Raw genomic sequence first — 19242 nt, 5'->3', positions numbered from 1 at the left:
CGGCCCGACGGCCCGAATATGGAGTGGGTATGGCGGCCGTCGCCAGCATCGGAAGGCTGATATGGATCCTTGACTGGGAGAGGCCGAGATGACCCCGAGAGATTCCGTGATGGCGCCGCCCGAGGACGATGTGCGCGCGCGACTGCTGCGTCAGCGGCTGGCCGGAGGGGGGCGGCGGGCGCGGGCGGTCATCCGGCCCGCCGACCGGTCCGGCCCGCTGCCGTTGTCGTTCGGACAGGAGCAGATGTGGTTCCTCAGCCGGCTCGACCCGGGGAGCACCGAGTACCTGGTCCCGGTCTCGCTCCGGCTGCGCGGGGCGCTCGACGCGGACGTGTTCGGGCGGGCCTGGGACGCGCTGGTCGAGCGGCACGAGATCCTGCGGACCCGGCACGTGCTGGACGGCGCGGAGCCCGAGCAGCTCGTCGACCCGCCGCGCGCGGGCACCCTCGCGGTGGCCGAGGCGGACGAGGAGGGTGCCCGCGCCGCGGTGCGGCAGGCCTGCGCCCGCCCCTTCGACCTGGCGCGCGACTGGCCGACCCGGGCTCTGCTGGTCCGGATCGCGGCCGATGACCACGTCCTGCTGCTGCTGTCCCACCACATCGCCTGCGACGCCTGGTCGACCGGCATCCTGATGTCCGAACTGGCCGAGATCTACGCGGCGTTCGCCGCCGGGCAGCCGCTGCCGCTGGCCGCTCCCGCGGTGCAGTACGCCGACTTCGCGGCCTGGCAGCGCGAGCAGGCCGCCGGTGACCGGTTCGCGCGGCAGCTCGCGTACTGGAAGGCGCGGCTGACCGGCACGCAGCCGCTGGAGCTGCCCTTCGACCGGCCGCGTCCCGCGGTGCGCGGCCACGAGGGGGCCGAGGTCGGCCTGGTCTTCCCGGCCGGGCTCGCCGAGCGGGTCAGGGCCGTCGCCGACGCGCAGGACACCACGGTCTTCACCGTGCTGCTCGCCGCCTACCAGCTGCTGCTCGGCCGGTACGCGGGCCGCCGGGAGGTGGCGGTCGGCACCGTCGTCTCCGGGCGCACCCGGCCGGAGTTGCAGGGCATGGTCGGCTACGGCGTCAACACGCTCGTGATGAAGGGCGAGTGGGCCGCCGACGACTCGTTCGCCGCGCTCGTCGCCCGGGCCCGGACGACCGGACTTGACGCGTTCGACAACCAGGCGGTGCCGTTCGCCAGGGTGGTCGCCGAGGTCGAGCCGGAGCGCGATCTGTCGCGTACGCCGCTCTACCAGGCGGTGTTCACCCTGCACGAGGCCGGCGGCGCGGATCCCGGGCTGCCCGGGATCACGGCCGAGCCGTTCCTCGCCGACGGCGGCACGGCGCGCTGCGACCTCGAACTCCAGGTGCGGGACGCGCGCGAGGACGGTTTCGCGGGGCGGCTGATCTACGCCACCGACCTGTTCGACCGCGGGACGGTGGAGGCGATGGGCCGTCACCTCGTGCGGCTCCTGGACCGGCTCACCGCGGACCCCGGCCGGCCGCTGTCCGCCGTGCCGCTCCTCGACGACGCCGAGCGGGACCGGTTCCTCGCCGCGGGCCGGGGCGCGGCCGCCGCGCCGTACCGCTCCGCCCTCGAACGCTTCACCGAGCAGGTCGCGGCCACCCCAAAAGCCCCCGCCGTCACCGGTGCGGGCACCGCCACCTTCCAGGAGCTCGACGACCGTGCCGGGCTCGTCGCCGGGCGGCTGGCGCGCGCCGGGGTGGGCGTGGAGTCGGTCGTCGGCGTGCTGCTGGATCGGGGGCCGGATCTGCTCGCCGCCTTCCTGGGCACCTGGCGGGCCGGTGGCGCCTACCTGCCGCTGGATCCGGACTTCCCGGCGGAGCGGTGGGCGGCGCTGCTCGCCGACGCCGGGGCGCGGGTCGCCGTCACCGACCGGGCCCGCGCGGCCCGGCTGGCCGAGGTCTTCTCCGGCACCGTCGTGGTGGTGGACGAGGCCGACCCGCGGGACGCCGACGGCCCCGGTCCGCGGGTGCTGCCCGCGCCGGACGCGCTGGCGTACGTCATCCACACCTCCGGTTCGACGGGCCGCCCCAAGGGGGTGCAGATCTCGCACGCCTCGCTGGCCGTCCACCTCGACTGGGTGCGGGCCGCGTACGTCGGCGGGCCCGCGGGCGCGGGCGCCCCGCTGTTCTCCACCGTCTCCTCCGACGTCGTCGTCCCGGTGCTGTTCGGGCCGCTGCTCGCGGGGCGGCCGGTGCACATGCTGCCGCAGGACCTGGACCTCGCCGATCTCGGCGCGCTGCTGAGCGGGGGCGCCCCCTACGCGTTCGTGAAGCTCACCCCGGGCCACCTCGAACTGCTGGGCCACCAGCTGGCCGACGCCGACATCGCGGGCCTGGCGCACACCGTCGTCACGGGAGGCGACGCGCTGCTCGGGCCGACCGCCGAGCGCTGGGGCGCCCTCCTCGGCGCGGGGCGGCTGATCAACGAATACGGCCCCACCGAGATCACCGTGGGCAACTCCACGCACGCGGTGAGCGGCCCGCAGCGCGAGGTCGTGCCGATCGGGCGGCCCATCCCCGGCACCACCATGTACGTCCTGGACGAGACCCTCTCGCCGGTGCCGCCCGGTGTCGTCGGCGAGGTCTGCGTCGGCGGCGCCGGGGTGGCCCGCGGCTATGCGGGCCGGCCCGGGGCGACCGCCGGCGTCTTCCTGCCCGACCCGTACGGCCCGCCCGGCTCCCGGCTGTACCGCACCGGCGACCTGGGCCGGGTCCTGGCGGACGGCACCGTCGAGTTCGCGGGGCGCGTCGACCGCCAGCTCAAGATCCGCGGCTACCGGGTCGAGCCCGCCGAGGTCGAGGCCGCGCTCGCCGCGCATCCCGCGGTCACCGAGGCGCGGGTGCTGGCCGTGGACGGCCGGCTCGCCGCGTACTACGTGGGCGCGGAGGGGGAGCTGGAGCCCGGTGCGGCGCGCGCCTGGCTGGCGCTGTCGCTGCCCGCGTACATGATCCCCGGCACGTTCCAGGCGCTGGAGCGGATCCCGCTCACCGCGAACGGCAAGCTGGACGTCGCGGCGCTGCCCGCTCCCGGCCTGGACGAGGGCACGGCCAGGACGGCGCCGCGCACCCCGCTGGAGGAGCGGATCGCCGCGGTGTGGACGCGGGTGCTGGAGGCCGGCGAGGTCGGTGTCCACGACAGCTTCTTCGACCTCGGCGGCGACTCGATCCGGGCGGTCGCGCTGGTCGGCGCGCTGCGCACGGCGGGCTTCGACGTCTCGGTCCGCGACGTGTTCGCCCATCACACGGTCGCCGAGCTGTGCGCACTGCTGTCGCAGCGGCCGGAGTTGACGGGGTCGGACGAGGGGGTCGCGCCGTTCGCGCTGATCTCGGACGAGGACCGGGAGCGGCTGCCGGCGGGCGCCGCCGACGCGTATCCGCTGTCGCAGAACCAGATCGGCATGCTCGTCGAGATGCTCGCGGACGACCAGAACAGTTATCACAACGTCACCTCGTTCCGGATCAAGGACCCCAAGCCGTTCTCGCTGTCCGCGTGGCGCGAGGCGGCCCGGATCGCGGTGGCGCGGCACGAGATCCTGCGCACCTCGCTGCATCTGTCCGGGTTCTCGGTCCCGATGCAGGTCGTGCACGCGCAGGCGGTGATGCCGGTGGACATGGAGGTGCTCTCGGCGGACGGCCCGCCGGCGGAGGAGGACGTCCAGCGGGCGCTGGCCGCGTTCGCCGCCCGCGACCGCGCCCACCTCTTCGACCTCGACACCCCGGCCCTGATGAGGGTGTTCGCCCACGTCACGGACGACGGCGGGTACTGGCTGTCGATCACCGAGTGCCACCCGATCCTCGAAGGGTGGGGCCACCACACCCTGATCATGGAGCTGCTCGACCTCTACGACCGGCTGCGGGACGGCCGGGCGCCCGCGCCGTTCGAGCGGCCCGCCGTGCGGTTCGCGGACTTCATCGCCGCCGAACTCGCCTCGGTCGCCTCGGACGAGGACCGCGCGTACTGGAAGGGCGTCACCGGCGCCCACGCGCCGATGCGGGTGCCCGCGGGCTGGGGCGATCCGGCGCTGCCGGCCGGCTCGCGCTATCTGGTGCGCCGCACCCCCTGGTCCCACCTGGAGGCGGGGCTGCGCCGGCTCGCCTCGGCGGCCGACGCGTCGCTGAAGAGCGTCATGGTCGCCGCGTACACGAAGGTGATGAGCCAGCTCACCGACGAGGCCGCCTTCCACACCGGTCTGATCTGCGACGCGCGCCCGGAGGCGGTCGGCGCCGACCGGGTCTACGGCATGTACCTGAACACGCTGCCGTTCCCGGTCGAGCGGTCCGCGGGGACCTGGCGCGACCTGGTCCGGCGCACCTTCGAGCGGGAGGTGGAGCTGTGGCCGCACCGCCGCTTCCCGCTCGCGGAGATCCAGCGGGACGTGCCGGGGCGCCAGCGCCTGGTCAACGTGTACTTCAACTACCAGGACTTCCGGCAGGTCGACACCGATCTGGTCGGGATGGCCGGGACCGACGACAGTCCGACCGAGTTCCCGCTGACGGTCTCCTCCCGGGTGGGCCACATCTGGGTGACGGCCGACCCGCGCTTCGTCGACGCGCACAACGCCGACCGGGTCGCCGGGATGTTCCGGGCCGTCCTGGAGGCGATGGCCGCCGACCCGGAGGGCGACGCCCGGGCGATCCGGCTGCCCGAGGGCGAGTGGGAGCAGCTCACCGCGTGGACCACGAAGGTGCGGGCCCCGCTCACCCTGGACGTGCCCGGAAAGGTCGCCGGCTTCGCCCGGCGGACCCCGGACGCGGTGGCCCTGACGGACGGCGCGGACACGCTGACGTACCGGGAGCTGGACGAGCGCGCGGGCCGCCTCGCGCACCGGCTCGCCGGCCTGGGCGTCGGCCCGGACACGGTGGTCGCGCTGTGCATGGAGCGCTCGGCGGAGCTGGTCGTGGCGGTCCTCGCGGTGCTCAGGGCGGGCGGGGCCTATGTGCCGCTCGATCCCGAACTGCCCGCGGACCGGCTGGCGTACATGCTCGACGACTCGGGGGCCCGGCTGCTGGTGCGGGGCCGCGGCGCCCCGGACGGCCTGCGCGCGGACACCGTCGTGGAGGCGGCCGGGCCCGACGCGGGGCCGGTGCTCGACGGCGGCGGCGCCGATCCCGCCCAGCTCGCGTACGTCATCTACACCTCGGGCTCCACCGGCCTGCCCAAGGGTGTTCTCGTGCACCGGCGCGGCATGGGCAACCACCTGCTGGCCAAGGCCGAGGACCTCGGTCTGACGGCCGCCGACACGATCGTGCAGAACGCCTCGCAGGGCTTCGACATCTCCGTGTGGCAGATGCTCGCGGCGCTGGTGACGGGCGGCCGCACCCGGGTCGCCGGCCGTTCCCTCGCCCTCGACCCGAAGGCCCTGTTCGGGCTGGTCGACGCGGAGGGCGTCACGGTGCTCGAAGTGGTGCCCTCGCTGCTGCGGGCCGCCCTCGACCTGTGGGACCTGGGCGCCGGTGCGCCCCCGCTGGCGCCGCTGCGGCATCTCGTGGTCACGGGCGAGGAGTTGCCCGCGGACCTGTGCACCCGCTGGTTCGCGCGGTTCCCCGGCATCCCGCTGGTGAACGCGTACGGGCCGACCGAGTGCTCGGACGACATCACGCACGCGGTGCTGACGGTGGCGGACGCCCCCGTGCAGCGCGTCCCCATCGGCACGGTGGTCCGCAACACCGAGCTGTACGTCCTCGACGGCGAGCTGCGCCCCCTGCCCGCGGGCATCGCGGGCGAGCTGTACGCGGGCGGTGTCGGGGTCGCCCGCGGGTACGGCGGCCGGCCGGCGCTGACCGCCGAGCGGTTCGTGCCCGACCCGTTCGGCGGGCGCCCGGGCGACCGGCTCTACCGGACCGGTGACCTGGCCCGCTGGCGGCCCGACGGCAGCCTGGAGTACCTCGGCCGGATCGACGACCAGGTGAAGATCCGCGGGCACCGGGTCGAACTGGGCGAGATCGAGGCCGCGTTGGTCGCGACGGGCCTGGTGCGCCAGGCCGTCGTGGCGGTCCGGGCGGGCCAGCCGGTCGGCTATGTGGTCGCCGGCCCGGAGGACGGGCCGGCCGGGGACACCGCGGTCGACCCGGCGGCGCTCAAGGCGGCGCTGGCCCCCACGCTGCCCGAGTACATGATCCCGGCCGCGTTCGTCGCGCTGGACGGCGTACCGCTGACCGCGAACGGCAAGGTCGACCGCAAGGCGCTGCCGGAGCCCGGCTCGTCGGCGTTCGCTCGGGCCGCGCACGTCGCGCCGCGCACCGCCCTGGAGCGGCGGGTGGCCGCGGCGTGGCAGGACGCGCTGCCGGTCGGCCGGATCGGGGTGGAGGACGCCTTCTTCGACCTGGGCGGCGACTCGATCCGGGCGGTCACCGTCGCCGGTGTGCTGCGCGCCGAGGGTCTTGACGTGACGGTGCGCGACATCTTCCAGCTGCGGACCGTCGCCGCGCTCTGCGCCGTCCTGGCGGAACGGCCGCTGCTGGACGCGGCGCTCCAGCAGGTCGTCGCGCCGTTCGCGCTGGTGTCCGCCGAGGACCGGGCGCTGCTGCCGGACGGTCTGGCCGACGCCTATCCGCTGGCGCAGAACCAGATCGGCATGGCCGTGGAGATGCTCTCCGGGGACGGCCGCGACAGCTATCACGACGTCACCTCGTTCCGGATCAAGGACGGGGCGCCCTTCGACGCGGAGGCGTTCCGCCGTGCCGTCGACGAGCTGACGGCACGGCACGAGATGCTCAGGACCTCGCTGCACCTGACCGGGTACTCGGTGCCGATGAGCTGCGTCCACGAGCGGGCGCGCATCCCGGTGGAGGTGCGCGACCTGCGCGCGGAGACCGCGGCCGGGATCGAGGCCGCGGTGCGCGCGATGGCCGGGCGGGGCGACCTGTTCGACCTCGCGAGGGCGCCGCTGATGCGGATGACCGTGCTGCTCGAACCGGACGCGCACTGGACCGTCGTCTTCACCCAGGCGCATCTGATCACCGAGGGCTGGACCTACCACCAGCTGCTGATGGAGCTGGTGGCCTGCTACCGGCGGCTGCGGGACGGTCTGGAGCCCGAGCCGCACCGGCCGCCCGCCGTCCGGTTCGCCGACTTCGTCGCGGAGGAACGGGCCTCCCTCACCTCGCGGGAGGACCGCGCCTACTGGGACGGGGTCCTGGCGGGCCGCACCCCGTTCGCCTTCCCCGACAGCTGGGGCGGCGCGGACGAGCCGGCGGACGCCGGTGACGTCGTCGTCGGCCTCGCGGACCTCCAGCCCGCGCTCAGGGAACTCGCCGCGGGCGCCCAGGCGTCCGTGAAGAGCGTGCTCCTCGCGGCGTTCGGCAAGGTCATGGGGGCGCTCACCGAGGAGCGCGACGTCCATGTCGGGCTGGTCTGCGACACCCGGCCGGAGCGGATCGGCGCCGACCGGGTGCACGGCATGTTCCTCAACACCGTGCCGTTCCCCGTGGACCGGCAGGCCGCGACCTGGCGGGAGCTGGTCGGGTCGGTGTTCCGGCGCGAGGTCGAGCTGTGGCCGCACCGGCGCTATCCGATGTCGGCGCTCCAGCGCGGCTGGAGCGCGGGCCGGCTGATCGACACGATCTTCAACTTCGTGGACTTCCACCAGGTGGACACGGACGTGGTCGATGTCGCGGCGGGCCGTGGCGGCAGTGTGCGCACCGAGTTCGGCCTCAATGTGATCGCCCGTCCCGACCGGCTCGGGCTCAGCCACGACGCGCGGACGGTGTCCCGCGCCGAGGCGGAGCTGATCGGGCGGATGCTGCGCCGCGTGCTGGAGGCGATGGCCGCCGACCCGGAGGGCGACGCCCGCGGCCCGGTCCTGCCCGACCCCGCGCCCGAGCCGCCGGCCGACGCCGCGGCCCCGGTGACGGCGACGCTGCACCAGCTGGTCGGGGAGCAGGCGGCGCGCACCCCGCACGCCACCGCCGTCGTGTCCGGGCCGGTCACCCTGTCCTACGAGGAGCTGGACCGGCGCGCGGACCGGCTGGCCCGGCGGCTGGCCGCCCGCGGGGTCCGGCCCGGCGACCGGGTCGGCGTGCACGTGGGGCGCTGCGCCGATCTCGTCGTCGCGCTGCTCGGCGTCCTGAAGGCGGGCGCCGCCTATCTGCCGCTCGACCCGGCGCTGCCGGCCGGCCGGCTCACCGGGTACGCGGCCGACGCGGACGTGCGGTGCGTGGTGACCGGAGCGGGGCTCGCGCTGCCCGGCACGGTCGGCGTACCGGTCGAGGGCGACGACGCCGCGGCGGTGGCCCTGTCCCCGGCGCCGGCCGACGGACCGGCGTACCTCGTCCACACGTCCGGTTCGACCGGGCGGCCCCGGGGGGTCGCGGTCGGGCACGCCCAGGCCGTCGCCGTCGTGACGGCGACCCTGGAGCGGCTCGGCGTCGGCCCGGGCGAGGTGTGGGCGCTGGCCCACTCCCCCGCCTTCGACGTCTCGGTGTTCGAGATCTTCGGGGCGCTGGTCTCGGGCGGCACGCTGGTCGTCCCGGACCGCGAGAGCACCCGCTCGCCGCGCGAACTGCTCGCCACGATCACCGAGCACGGGGTGAGCGTGCTGTGCCAGACCCCGACGGCCCTGCGCGGCCTGACCGGTCTCGTGGCGCAGGGCGCCCGGCCGGGGCTGCGGACGGTGCTGCTGGCCGGGGAGCGGCTCGACGCCACCGAACTGGCGCCCTGGCGGGACCTGTTGGAGCGTACGGCGCTGTTCAACGTGTACGGGCCGACGGAGACCACCGTGTACGCGACGGCGCACCGGATCACCGCCGGGGACATCGCCGGCGGCGGCCGCAGCGTGATCGGCGGGCCCCTTCGGGGGGTGCGTGCCGAACCGCGCGACGCGGCGGGCCATCCGGTCCCCGCCGGGGTGCCGGGCGAGCTGTACATCGGCGGGGCCGGGGTGGCCGAGGGCTATCGCGGCGATCCGCGGGCCACGGCCGAACGGTTCGTGCCCGATCCGGGGGGCGCGCCGGGTGCCCGCTGGTTCCGCACCGGCGACCGGGTGCGGCGGCTGGCCGACGGCCGGCTGGAGTTCCTCGGCCGGTTCGACGACCAGCTGAAGATCCGCGGCCACCGGGTGGAGCCCGCCGAGGTGCGCGCCGCCCTGCTCGCCACCGGCCTGGTCACCGACGCCGCCGTGGCCGGCGTCGACGGCGAGCTGGTGGCGTACGTGGTGGCCCGGGACGCGGGTCCGGCGCAGCTGCGCGCGGCGCTGGCCCGGGTGCTGCCGGAGCCGATGGTCCCGGTCGCGTACGTGCGGGTGGACGGCGTGCCGCGGACGGTCGCGGGCAAGTCCGGGCGGCTCGGGCTGCCCGCGCCGGGCCCCGAGGCATACGTGCGGGCCGAGCCGCTGGCGCCGCGGACGCCGCTGGAGGAGCAGGTGGTGGCCGTCTGGCAGTCGGTCCTCCCGGTGGACGGGGTCGGGGTCGAGGACGACTTCTTCGACCTCGGCGGTGACTCGATCCGGGCCTACCGGGCGACGGAGATCCTGCGTCGCGCGGGGGTCGGGGTCTCGGTGCGCGAGGTGTTCGAGTACCGCACGGCGGCCCGGCTCTGCACGGCCATCGCCTAGCGGGACGACATCAGGGCCCGCCTCCCGGTCGGGAGGCGGGCCCTGGTGCGTGGCGGTCGAGCGGGTGGTGCGTCGCGGTCAGGGATTGCGGATCGCGGGGCTGGCGGCGGCGGTGAGCGTGCACAGGAGCATGGCCACGGCGACCCCCATCAGGACGGCGAAGGTGCTGAAGGCCGCCAGCAGGAAGCCCGCCGCGAGCGCGCCGAGGGAGTTGGCGCCCCAGGAGGCCAGCATGACCGCGCTCATCGCCTTTCCGTGGATCTCGTCGGGCACCAGTTGCGCCATGTAGGCGCCCGCGCCGACGTTGAGCGCGGCGCCGCTGAAGGACATGGCCGCGAACAGCGCGAGCATGGCCCAGTACTGCGTGGTCAGGGCGACCGCCGGGACCAGGACGGTCCAGCTCGCCAGGGTGCCGATCAGGATGGCCGGCAGGCTGACGCCGGTCATCAGCTTGCTCGCCGACAGCGCGCCGGCCACCCCGCCGATCCCCGACACGAGCCCGATCAGGCCCACTTGGGCCGCCGAGCCGCCCTGGGCCTTGATGATCACGAGCGGTGCCATGTTGACGATCTGGAACAGCAGGTTGGTGCCCGCCACCACCGCGATCGCCGCGCGCAGGAACCGCTGGCCCCACAGCCAGGACAGGCCCTGCCGCACCTCCTCCTTCCAGTCGCGTCCGCCCGGTGCGCGCTCCTCCTGGAAGGGCGTGCGGACCAGGCTCAGGTTGACGAGGGACAGCAGGTGCCCGGCCGCGACGGCGCCGAACGGCAGCCAGCTCGCGGCGGCGAACGCGGCGCCGCCGATGGGCTGGCCGAGCAGGCCGGCCGCCCGGCCCCGCGCCTCGTTCTGGGCGAGCGCGGAGGACAGGTGGTCGGCGTGCACGACGTTGCGCACGGCGGTGCGCTCGGCCAGCTGGTAGAAGATCGTCGCCGAGCCGTCGACGAAGGCGACCGCGATGATGTGCGGCAGCCACACCGCGTCGGCGAGGACGGCGGCGACGACGCTGGCCATCGCCAGCAGGCCCACCGCGTTGGAGATCTGCATGAGGCGGCGGCGGTCCCAGCGGTCCACCAGCACCCCGGCGGGCAGCTGGAGCACCAGCATGGGCAGCAGTCCGGCGAACGCGACGAGACCGGCGTCGGAGGCCGTGCCGTCGCCCCACAGGACCAGCAGCGGATAGGCGATCACGCTGATGCGCGCCCCGAACTGGGCGGCGCCCGCGCTGGTCCACAGCAGCAGGAAGTCGCGGTTGCGCCGCAACGGCGGCGGCGCGCCGGCCGGGGCCGACGCGCCGCTGGAACCGACCTCGGTCACCACAGCGATGCCTTCTCGTTCGCGGCGCCGTCCTCGACGACGGCGCCGCGGCACCATTCGAGGACGGCCATGGCGCTGTGCATCTTGTTCTCGGCCTGCTGGAAGGCGATGCTCATCGGCCCGTCGAGGACGTCCGCGGTGACCTCCTCGCCCCGGTGGGCGGGCAGGTCGTGCATGAAGACCGCGTCCGGACTGCCCTGCCACAGCGCCCGGGTGACCTGGAACGGCTGGAAGATCCGCCGCCAGTCCGCGTCGGGCTTGCTGGTGCCGGTGGTCTGCCAGCGCGTGGTGTACACGACGTGGAAGCCGCGGGGCGCGGGGTCCATCGTGTGCCGCTCCGTGATCTTCGCGCCGTGCCGCAGGGCGTGGTCCCGGGCCGTCGCGAGGACGGCCGGGTCCAGGCCGTAGCCGGGCGGGGTGCGCAGCTCCAGTTCGACCCCGGCGGTCCTGCCGAGGGCGAGGGCCAGGGCCGCGGCGGTGTTGTTGCCCTCGCCGACGTACAGCACGCGCAGCCCGTCGAGCGAGCCGAACTGCCGTCGCAGGGTGGTGAGATCGGCGAGCGCCTGGGTCGGGTGCTCCTCCTCGGTCATCGCGTTGACCACGGGCATCCGGTGCCGGCCCGCCCACTGGGCGAGCTCGCCGGTGGGCCGGCCGGTGCGGGCGACGAGCAGGTCGAGCATGCCCGCCAGGACCCGGCCGGTGTCCGAGGACGCCTCGCCGGTGTTGGTCTGGAGGTCGCCGGGGCCGAAGTTGATGACGTGGGCGCCGAGCCGCAGCGCCGACGACCAGAACGCGGTCCTGGTCCTGGTCGAGGTCATCGCGAAGTAGATGCCGACCACCTGGCCGGCCAGCGGCGACCGGTGCGTGGAGGTGCCCGCGGAGTGGGCGACACCGCGGCGCACGATCCGCTCCAGGTCGTCGTCGCCCAGGTCCTCCAGGGACACCAGACTGCGGGAGGTGTTCATCGGGCCGCGGCCATCCGGCGGCGCAGGCTCGCGGGCCGCAGGTCGGTCCAGATCCGGCCGATGTGGTCCAGGCACTCGGCCTTGCTGCCCTCGGTGCCCTCCGGGTGCCAGCCGGCGGGCAGTTCCCGGTCGGCCCACCAGACCGAGTACTGCTCCTCGTCGTTGAGCACCACGAGATAACGGCGGTCGTCGGCTTCCTCAGCGTGCATTCTTCCCACCTCCGGTGAACAAGGAGTCCGCGTGTGTGCACGGACCCTTCAGAGCTTCGGGAGCGCGCCATAACCGATCCATATTCGCCAGATACCGCGAGCCCGGCGGGCCCCGGCCGCGCGGACTATGGGCCGGATATAGATCGCCCTCCTAGCGTTGACGGCATGGATACGGGAACGGCGATGGTGCGACTCGAAGCCGTCAGCAGAGGGTTCGGTAAACGCGACAACCGGGTCACGGCCCTCGACAAGGTGACCCTCGACTTCCCCGCGGGCGTCTTCACCTCGGTGATGGGCCCCTCGGGTTCGGGCAAGTCGACCATGCTCCAGTGCGCGGCCGGCATCGACCGGGTCGACTCCGGCGAGGTCATACTGGCCGGCACGCCGCTGCGCGGACTGAGCGAGGCGGCGCTGACCCGGCTGCGCCGCGACCACGTCGGCTTCGTCTTCCAGACGTTCAACCTCATCCCGGCGCTGACCGCGCGTCAGAACGTGGCGCTGCCCCTGATGCTCGCGGGCCGCAAGCCCAAGCGGAAGGCCGTGGACGCCGCGCTGGAGCGGCTCGGTCTGGGCGAGCGCAAGCAGCACCGCCCCGGCGAGCTGTCCGGTGGCCAGCAGCAGCGGGTCGCGATCGCGCGGGCGCTGCTGACCGGGCCGAAGGTGCTGTTCGCCGACGAGCCGACCGGCGCGCTCGACTCCAAGTCCTCGCGCCAGGTGATGGAGCTGCTGCGCGAGCTGGTCGACCGCGACGGCCAGACGATCATCATGGTCACGCACGATCCGGTCGCCGCCTCGTACGCCGACCAGATCGTCTTCCTCGCCGACGGCCGCCCGGCGGGTCTGCTGGAGTCGCCGACGCCCGAGCTGGCCGCCGAGCGCATCACGAAGCTGGAGCAGTCATGGTGAGGCTGGCGCTGGCCACCGTGCGCAGCCGCGCGGTCAGTTACGCGGGGGCGTTCCTCGCGCTCGCCCTGGGCGTCGGCATCATCGCGATGATGACCCTCGCCCTGTGGGCCGTCGGCTCCACCGACCTGTCGGGTCCGCAGCGGTACGCCGCCGCGCCGGCCGTCGTGACCCAGCCGGTCACCTACCGGCTGAAGGACGACGACGGGGATCCGCGCGAGTTCCCGATCGCGCGCCCCGGCGAGCTGCCCGCGGCGACCGTGAAGGCGCTGGCCGGCACCGGGAGGACGGTCGAGGACCGGTCGTTCTCCGCCCGTCTCGCGGACGGTCCCGGCGACCAGGTCGGACACCCGTGGTCGACGGCCGCGTTCACCCCGTACCACCTCGCATCGGGGCGGGCGCCGCGGGCCGACGGCGAGATCGTGGTCGGCGGCGGCGATCCGTCGCTGGTCGGCCGGACGGTGCGGGTGGCCGTGGACGGCGCCTTCACCGGCTACCGGGTCGTCGGCGTCACCCGGCTGGTCTGGTTCGAGGACGCGCTGTTCTTCACGGACGCCGAGGCGAAAAAGCTGTCGCCGGGGGTGCAGGCCGTGGTGGCCTACGCCTCCCCCGCCGAGGTGCGGGCGGCGGCCGGCCGGGCCAGCGTCCTGACCGGTGCGGACCGGCTGCTCGCCGAGGCCGACCAGGAGGGCGGCCGGGACCAGCTGCGGGACGCCGAGGGCATGGCGGGGACCTCGCTGATGATCGTGGCCTTCGTCGCGATCTTCGTGGTGATCGCCACGTTCGCCTTCGTGGTCGACCAGCGGCGCCGCGAGCTCGCCCTGCTGCGCACCATCGGGGCGACGCCCGGACAGGTGCGGCGGATGGTGCTGTTCGAGGCGCTGCTGCTGGCCGTGGTCGCCTCGGCCCTGGGCTGCCTGATCGGCACTCAGGGGGCGTCCATGCTCCAGGACTTCATGATCGACAAGGACATCGCGCCGGCCTGGTACGAGATCGACGTCGTCTGGCCGCCGCTGGTGATCGCCTTCGCCGCCGGCCTGCTGTCGTCGATGATCGGCACCGTCGCGGTGTCGTGGAAGGCGGGCCGGGTGCGGCCCGCCGAGGCGCTGCGCGAGGCGACCGGGCGGCGCGGCGCGCTGACGCCGGTCCGGCTCGTGCTCGGCGTGGTCCTGCTCGGCCTCGGGCTCCAGAAGAGCGCCTCCGCCGTGGACAGCCCGCTCACGGCGATGAGCATGCAGAACTACTTCCCGGTGCCCGTGCTGATCGTGGGCGGCTGCGCGCTGCTGACGCCGCTGCTGCTGCGCCCGGTGCTGTTCCTCGCGTCCTGGCCGCTGAGCCGGCTCGGCGCCGGGGCGATGATCGTGCGGGAGGGCGCGCTGTTCGCCGGCCGCCGCACCGCGTCGGTCGCCGCTCCGGTGGTCCTCGCCCTCGGCCTGGGCGGTGCGCTGCTCACGGCGCCGCTCGCCGCCGGCGACGCGGGCAGTGCGGGGCTGCGGGCGGCGACCCGGGCGGACTTCACGGTGGTGGCCGACGACGGCGCGACCATCGGCGACGGGGTACGGGACGAGGTGCTCGGCCTGCACGGTGTGCGGGTCGCCGCGCTGACGCCGGGCGAGCTGCGGCTGTCCGGCGAGAAGGACCGCTACATCGGTACGTTGTCCAGCTGGGCGGTGGATCCGAAGGCGCTGTCCGCCACGCAGAACCTGAAGGTCACGGACGGTTCGCTCGCCCGGTTCGGCGACGACCAGCTGGTGCTCGACGCGGACACCGCGGGCGAGTTCGGCATCGCGGCCGGGGACAGGGTCAGGGCCGGGCTGCCCGACGGCTCGGCGGTGGACCTCACGGTCGCCGCGCTGACCGGGCCCTCGGTGCTGGGCGAGACCGGCTACGTCTCCGCCGCCCACGCCGCCGGCGGCGCGGCGACCCGGATCGACGTCTCGGTGGACCGGGGCGGTGACGTGGCCGCGGTCGGGGCGGCGTTGCGCAAGGCGACGCGGGGGCAGCCGGTCGAGGTCGCCGCCATGGGCGACTACCTCGACGACCTGCGGTCCGGCCAGCAGAAGCAGGCCCGGCTCGCGACGCTGATCATCTTCGCGCTCGCCCTGGGCTATGCGCTGCTGGCGATCGCCAACACCCTGGTGATGGCGGCGCCCGGGCGGCGGCGGGAGCTCGCGGCGCTGAATCTGTCCGGGGCGACGCGGGGCGACACCCTGAAGTACGTCGCCGCCGAGACCGGGGTCGCCGCCGTCGCCGGGTGTGTTCTGGGGGCCGTCGCCGCCGGGCTCGTCGTGGGCGGGCAGCGGCTGGCTCTGACCGAGCTGGCCGGTGACTTCGCCGTCGTCGTGCCCTGGGGGTCGATCCTCGCCGTGGCGGTGGCCTGTGCCGTCGTCGCCGTGAGCGTGGCTGTGGTGGCCACGCGCTTCTTTCTCCGGGGCCGGCTCCTGGACCTGATCACCAAGGGAGACTGACCTTCCCCCAAGGGGGCGGCGCCGACCTCCGGCACCGCCCCCTTCTGGCGTGCTTCCCGCGCCCTGGACGGCCTTTCGGGTGCGGCCCGGTGGCCGCTTCTCGCGCAGTTCCCCGCGCCCCTGGGTGGTTCGTCACCTACCGGCCGGTGGCCGCGTCTCGCGCAGTTCCCCGCGCCCCTGGGTCGCATCTCGTCCGCGGGCCCGGTGGGGCTTCTCGCGCCGTTCCCCGCGCCCCTGGGGTGCTCTCTCACGCGCGCCACCGTCGTGGCTGGTCGCGCAGTTCCCCGCGCCCCTGAGGCATGCGCTGCGCGCAGCCTCCCCCTGAGGCTGCGCCTCGCGTGCCTCCGCGTCTGAGGCCCTGCCGCGCTTGCCTCCACACCTGAGGCCTGCTGCGCGCGCCGCCCTGCCTGGGGCTGCGCTTCGTCGCCTCTCCCGGAGGACGGGACGGCCCTGCGCCTCTCCGATGAGATGCCGCACGCAGTGCGCATCTCAGGGGCGCGGGGAACTGCGCGAGAAGCGGCCACCGGGCCGCAGACGACGAACTGCCCAGGGGCGCGGGGAACTGCGCGACCAGCCACCACGGTGGCGCACCCGAGGAACCACCTAGGGGCGCGAGGAACTGCGCGACCAGCCGCCACGAAAGCCGCGCCCGAAGAACCGCCCAGGGGCGCGGGGAACTGCGCGAGAAGCCCCACCGGGCCGTGGACGGTGAAGCGACCAGAAGGGTGGCGGCGTTCGGAGGGACGGGAAAGCGCCGCGGGCTCGTTCGGGGACGAGTTCGCGGCGCCTGGGGGAGGAGGAGTCAGACGGCGGCCTCGATGAGGGCGCAGAGGTCGTCCGGCGCGGTGTCGACGAAATAGTGGTCGCCCGCCACCTCGGCGACCTCGAACCCCCCGATGGTGTGCGCGGCCCACCGCCCCATCTCCACCACCCCGCACCCACGGTCACGACTGCCGGCGATCGCGGTGACCGGACAGGTCACCTTCGACGCGGCCCGCCCGGCGTAGGTCTCCGACATCATCAGATCGGCGGCCAGCGACGGCGCCGCCAGCTGCCACAGATCCGGATCGGCGACAGCCTGCCGCGCGGCGTCCCCCGCCCCCCGCGCCCAGGCCCGCAACACGGCGTCCTCCCGGAAGTCCCGCCCGCTGGGCCGGTGATCGGCCGGCGCGATCCGCGCCGAGACGAACAGCCGGGTGACGGGCGAGGGGAAGCGCGGCAGCATCCGGCGGGCCACCTCGAAGCCGACGGTGGCGCCCAGACTGTGCCCGAACAGCGCGACGGGCGGACCGTCCAGGAGGCTGAGCTCCTGGGCGATCCGCTCGGCGAGCACCTCTAGGTCGTCGACGGGCGCCTCGGCGCGCCGGTCCTGCCGACCGGGGTACTGCACCGCCACGACCTCGATGCCGGGCCCGAGCCGCTGCGCGAGCGTGCGGTAGAGGCCCGCGCCCCCACCCGCGTACGGCAGGCACACCAGCCGGACCCGGGCCCGGGGCCGGCTGTGGAAGGTGCGCAGCCAGCTCACCGCAGACCGGCCGGGACGATCGGCTCGGCCATGGCCACGGCGATCCTGCGCGGCCCGGTGAACGGCTCCCGGCCGTGCGCGGACAGCATGTTGTCGACCATCAGCACGTCCCCGCGCCGCCAGTCGAACCGGCGGGAGGCCGCCCGGTAGCAGGCGCGCAGATGGGCGACGACGTCGTCGGGGATGGTGCCGCCGTCCCCGTAGTAGCTGTTGGTGGGCAGGCCGTCGGGGCCGAACAGTTCGAGCAGCCCTTCGCGGACGTCGGGCGGCAGCGTGCTGTTGTGGAAGAAGGTGATGTGGTTGAACCAGACGGACTCCCCGGTGACCGGGTGCCGGTGGACCGCCCCGCGCACGCCCTCGGTGCGCAGCACGTCGCCGTCCTGCCACGACCAGCGCAGGTCGCGGCTCTCGCAGAGGCGGGCGACCGCGGCGCGGTCGTCGGTGCCGAAGGAGACCCGCCAGTCGACGCCGAAGCGCGGCCGGTAGTTGCGGACGACCATCCAGCCGCGCGCCTCGAACTCGGCGCGGACGGCAGGGTCGAGGGCGGCGAGGATCCGCCGGGTGTCGGCGAGCGGGGTGGCCCCCCGGGTGAGCGGCGGTTCGACGCAGGTGAAGAAGAGCACGCCGGGCCAGGACGCCTGGTAGGAGTTCTCGTTGTGCAGGAAGATCTCCTCGTCCGGCGGGTAGTCCGTCGACGTGTAGATGTTGCCTTGCAGGGCCGTCCGCGGCGACGACTGCTCCGCGTACTCCAGGGGCGCGCCCGCGAAGGCGCGGACCGTGCGGTCGACGCCGGCCAGCAGATCGGGTCCGGCGGTGAAGCCGCGCAGCAGCACGGCGCCGTGCCGGGTCAGCCGGTCGCGCAGGTCGTCGCGGTGGTGCGCGGCGAAGTCGGCCAGGGGCGGGGCGCCGGGCGCCCCTTCGACGATGTGGGGCAGCTCGCTCACGGTATCTCCGTCTTGGTCTCGGGGGCCGACGGCCAGTTGAGGCGCATCTGTTCCTCCGCGGTGTGCTCGACGCGGTCCATCGACTTGCGCAGCAGGGGTGGTGCCATGAGGGAGGTGACGATCGCGACGAGCACGATCACGGTGTAGGCGGCGCCGTTGAGCACGCCGAGCCGGAGCCCGGTCATGGCGACGATCACCTCGATCACCCCGCGGGCGTTCATGCCCGCGCCGCAGGCCAGTGCCTCCCAGCGGTTGAGGCCGCTGAGCGAGGCCCCGACCCCGGCGCCGACGAACTTGCCCGCGATGGCGAGGACGAGGATGGCCGTGGCGGTCAGGGCGATCCGGGGGTCGCCCAGCGCGGTGAGGTCCATCCGCAGGCCCGCGAGGGCGAAGTACAGCGGGGCGAGGACGGTCAGGACGACGGTGCGCAGCGGCGCCAGGCTCTCCGGGCGGGGCAGCACCGAGGAGATGACGACCCCGCAGACGAAGGCGCCGAACACGGCCTCGATGTGGAGGGCCTGGGTGGCGGCGGCGCCCAGCAGGATGATGACGGTGACCGGGGCGATGGAGGGCCCGCGGCGCAGCACGGTCCGGGCGACGGGCCGCAGCACGAACGCGGCGACCAGCAGCACGGCGGCGATCTCCAGGACGGAGGTCAGTACGGTTCCGGCGCGCAGCCCGGTCGTGGCCATCGCGGAGACCACCGAGAGCAGCAGCCAGCCGAACACGTCGTCGATGACGGACGCGGTCAGGGTGAGCTGGCCGACGTTGCGGTGCAGCAGGTTCATGTCGAGGAGCGTCTTGGCGATCACGGGGATCGCGCTCACGCACATGGCCACCCCGAGGAACAGGGCGACGACCGGCCGGTCCGCGCCGCCCGACAGCAGCGACAGCGGGATGACGAACCCCGCCGCCACGCCCAGGGCGAGCGGGAGGAGCAGGCCGCCGAGGCTGATCCGGGCCGCGGTCGCGCCGCGGGTGCGGACCAGGCGCAGGTCCAGTTCGAAGCCGGACAGGCCGACCAGGAGGAGGACGCCGATCTGCCCCGCGGCGTCGAGGAGGTGCATCTGGTCGGGGCTCGGTCCGTGCCAGACGCCGAGCGCGCCGAGCACGGAGGGGCCGAGGAGCACGCCGGCCAGGAGTTCACCGACGATGGCGGGAAGGTTGACCCGGCGGGCGAGCCGCCCGAGGAGCAGCGCGGTGCCCAGAAGCGCGCCGGCCTGCAACAGGAACGTCAGCACTTGATCCGCGGGCAAGGGCGCCACGGGGTTCACAGCGATATTCATGTGGGCGAGGGTCGAGTCGCCCGCGATGACGGATCCATATTCCGGCCATACCTTTCGGGTGCCGTCGTCCGG

At 74.6% G+C, this 19242-nt stretch carries 9 protein-coding genes; 3 read left to right on the top strand and 6 right to left on the bottom strand.

The window, feature by feature from the left end:
* Nucleotides 1-88: 88 nt before the first annotated feature.
* Nucleotides 89-9556: an amino acid adenylation domain-containing protein gene (locus ACIP5K_RS07630; protein WP_401406277.1), complete on the top strand. Its 9468-nt coding sequence runs from the start codon at nt 89-91 to the stop codon at nt 9554-9556.
* Nucleotides 9557-9634: 78 nt separating this feature from the next.
* Here the strand turns inward: ACIP5K_RS07630 and ACIP5K_RS07625 are convergent, their stop codons facing one another.
* The 3 genes from ACIP5K_RS07625 to ACIP5K_RS07615 are packed head-to-tail and all read right to left on the bottom strand — an operon-like array spanning nt 9635 to nt 12044.
* Complete coding sequence (locus ACIP5K_RS07625; protein ID WP_401406274.1) at nt 9635-10873, bottom strand: MFS transporter; 1239 nt, start codon at nt 10871-10873, stop codon at nt 9635-9637.
* Nucleotides 10867-11835 carry an ornithine carbamoyltransferase gene (locus tag ACIP5K_RS07620; protein WP_401406271.1) on the bottom strand — a complete coding sequence of 323 codons (969 nt, stop codon included), beginning with the start codon at nt 11833-11835 and terminating at the stop codon, nt 10867-10869. The genes ACIP5K_RS07625 and ACIP5K_RS07620 overlap by 7 nt, the downstream gene beginning before the upstream one ends.
* Nucleotides 11832-12044: an MbtH family protein gene (locus ACIP5K_RS07615; protein WP_401406268.1), complete on the bottom strand. Its 213-nt coding sequence runs from the start codon at nt 12042-12044 to the stop codon at nt 11832-11834. Before ACIP5K_RS07615 ends, ACIP5K_RS07620 begins: the two co-directional genes overlap by 4 nt.
* Nucleotides 12045-12209: 165 nt before the next feature.
* Here ACIP5K_RS07615 and ACIP5K_RS07610 point away from each other — a divergent pair, with 165 nt between their 5' ends.
* Both ACIP5K_RS07610 and ACIP5K_RS07605 read left to right on the top strand, forming a co-directional pair.
* Complete coding sequence (locus ACIP5K_RS07610) at nt 12210-12950, top strand: ABC transporter ATP-binding protein (protein ID WP_401406265.1); 741 nt, start codon at nt 12210-12212, stop codon at nt 12948-12950.
* The gene (locus tag ACIP5K_RS07605; protein ID WP_401406262.1) at nt 12944-15415 is read left to right on the top strand and encodes an FtsX-like permease family protein; all 2472 of its coding nucleotides are present in this window, start codon (nt 12944-12946) and stop codon (nt 15413-15415) included. Before ACIP5K_RS07610 ends, ACIP5K_RS07605 begins: the two co-directional genes overlap by 7 nt.
* Nucleotides 15416-16217: 802 nt before the next feature.
* Here ACIP5K_RS07605 and ACIP5K_RS07600 read toward each other — a convergent pair.
* From ACIP5K_RS07600 to ACIP5K_RS07590, 3 genes are read right to left on the bottom strand one after another with little or no spacing between them, the layout of a single operon-like run.
* On the bottom strand, nt 16218-16940 hold the full coding sequence (locus ACIP5K_RS07600) for a thioesterase II family protein (RefSeq protein ID WP_401406259.1): 723 nt from the start codon (nt 16938-16940) through the stop codon (nt 16218-16220).
* Entirely contained in the window at nt 16937-17884 is a 948-nt protein-coding gene (locus ACIP5K_RS07595; protein WP_401406256.1) for a TauD/TfdA family dioxygenase, read from the bottom strand. Before ACIP5K_RS07595 ends, ACIP5K_RS07600 begins: the two co-directional genes overlap by 4 nt.
* A complete protein-coding gene (locus ACIP5K_RS07590) occupies nt 17881-19170 on the bottom strand; it encodes a cation:proton antiporter (RefSeq protein WP_401406253.1) in 1290 nt (429 codons plus the stop codon). The genes ACIP5K_RS07595 and ACIP5K_RS07590 overlap by 4 nt, the downstream gene beginning before the upstream one ends.
* Nucleotides 19171-19242 lie beyond the last annotated feature (72 nt).

Source organism: Streptomyces sp. NPDC088785, from assembly GCF_044750685.1.
In the GTDB taxonomy this organism is placed as follows: domain Bacteria; phylum Actinomycetota; class Actinomycetes; order Streptomycetales; family Streptomycetaceae; genus Streptomyces.
This window is presented reverse-complemented; position numbering and strand designations above follow the sequence as displayed.

Excerpts from the sequence above, each read along its gene's own strand:
- ACIP5K_RS07630 (WP_401406277.1), top strand. The coding sequence starts at position 89 with ATGACCCCGAGAGATTCCGTGATGGCGCCGCCCGAGGACGATGTGCGC.
- ACIP5K_RS07620 (WP_401406271.1), bottom strand. The coding sequence starts at position 11,835 with ATGAACACCTCCCGCAGTCTGGTGTCCCTGGAGGACCTGGGCGACGAC.
- ACIP5K_RS07615 (WP_401406268.1), bottom strand. The coding sequence starts at position 12,044 with ATGCACGCTGAGGAAGCCGACGACCGCCGTTATCTCGTGGTGCTCAAC.
- ACIP5K_RS07610 (WP_401406265.1), top strand. The coding sequence starts at position 12,210 with ATGGATACGGGAACGGCGATGGTGCGACTCGAAGCCGTCAGCAGAGGG.
- ACIP5K_RS07605 (WP_401406262.1), top strand. The coding sequence starts at position 12,944 with ATGGTGAGGCTGGCGCTGGCCACCGTGCGCAGCCGCGCGGTCAGTTAC.
- ACIP5K_RS07590 (WP_401406253.1), bottom strand. The coding sequence starts at position 19,170 with ATGAATATCGCTGTGAACCCCGTGGCGCCCTTGCCCGCGGATCAAGTG.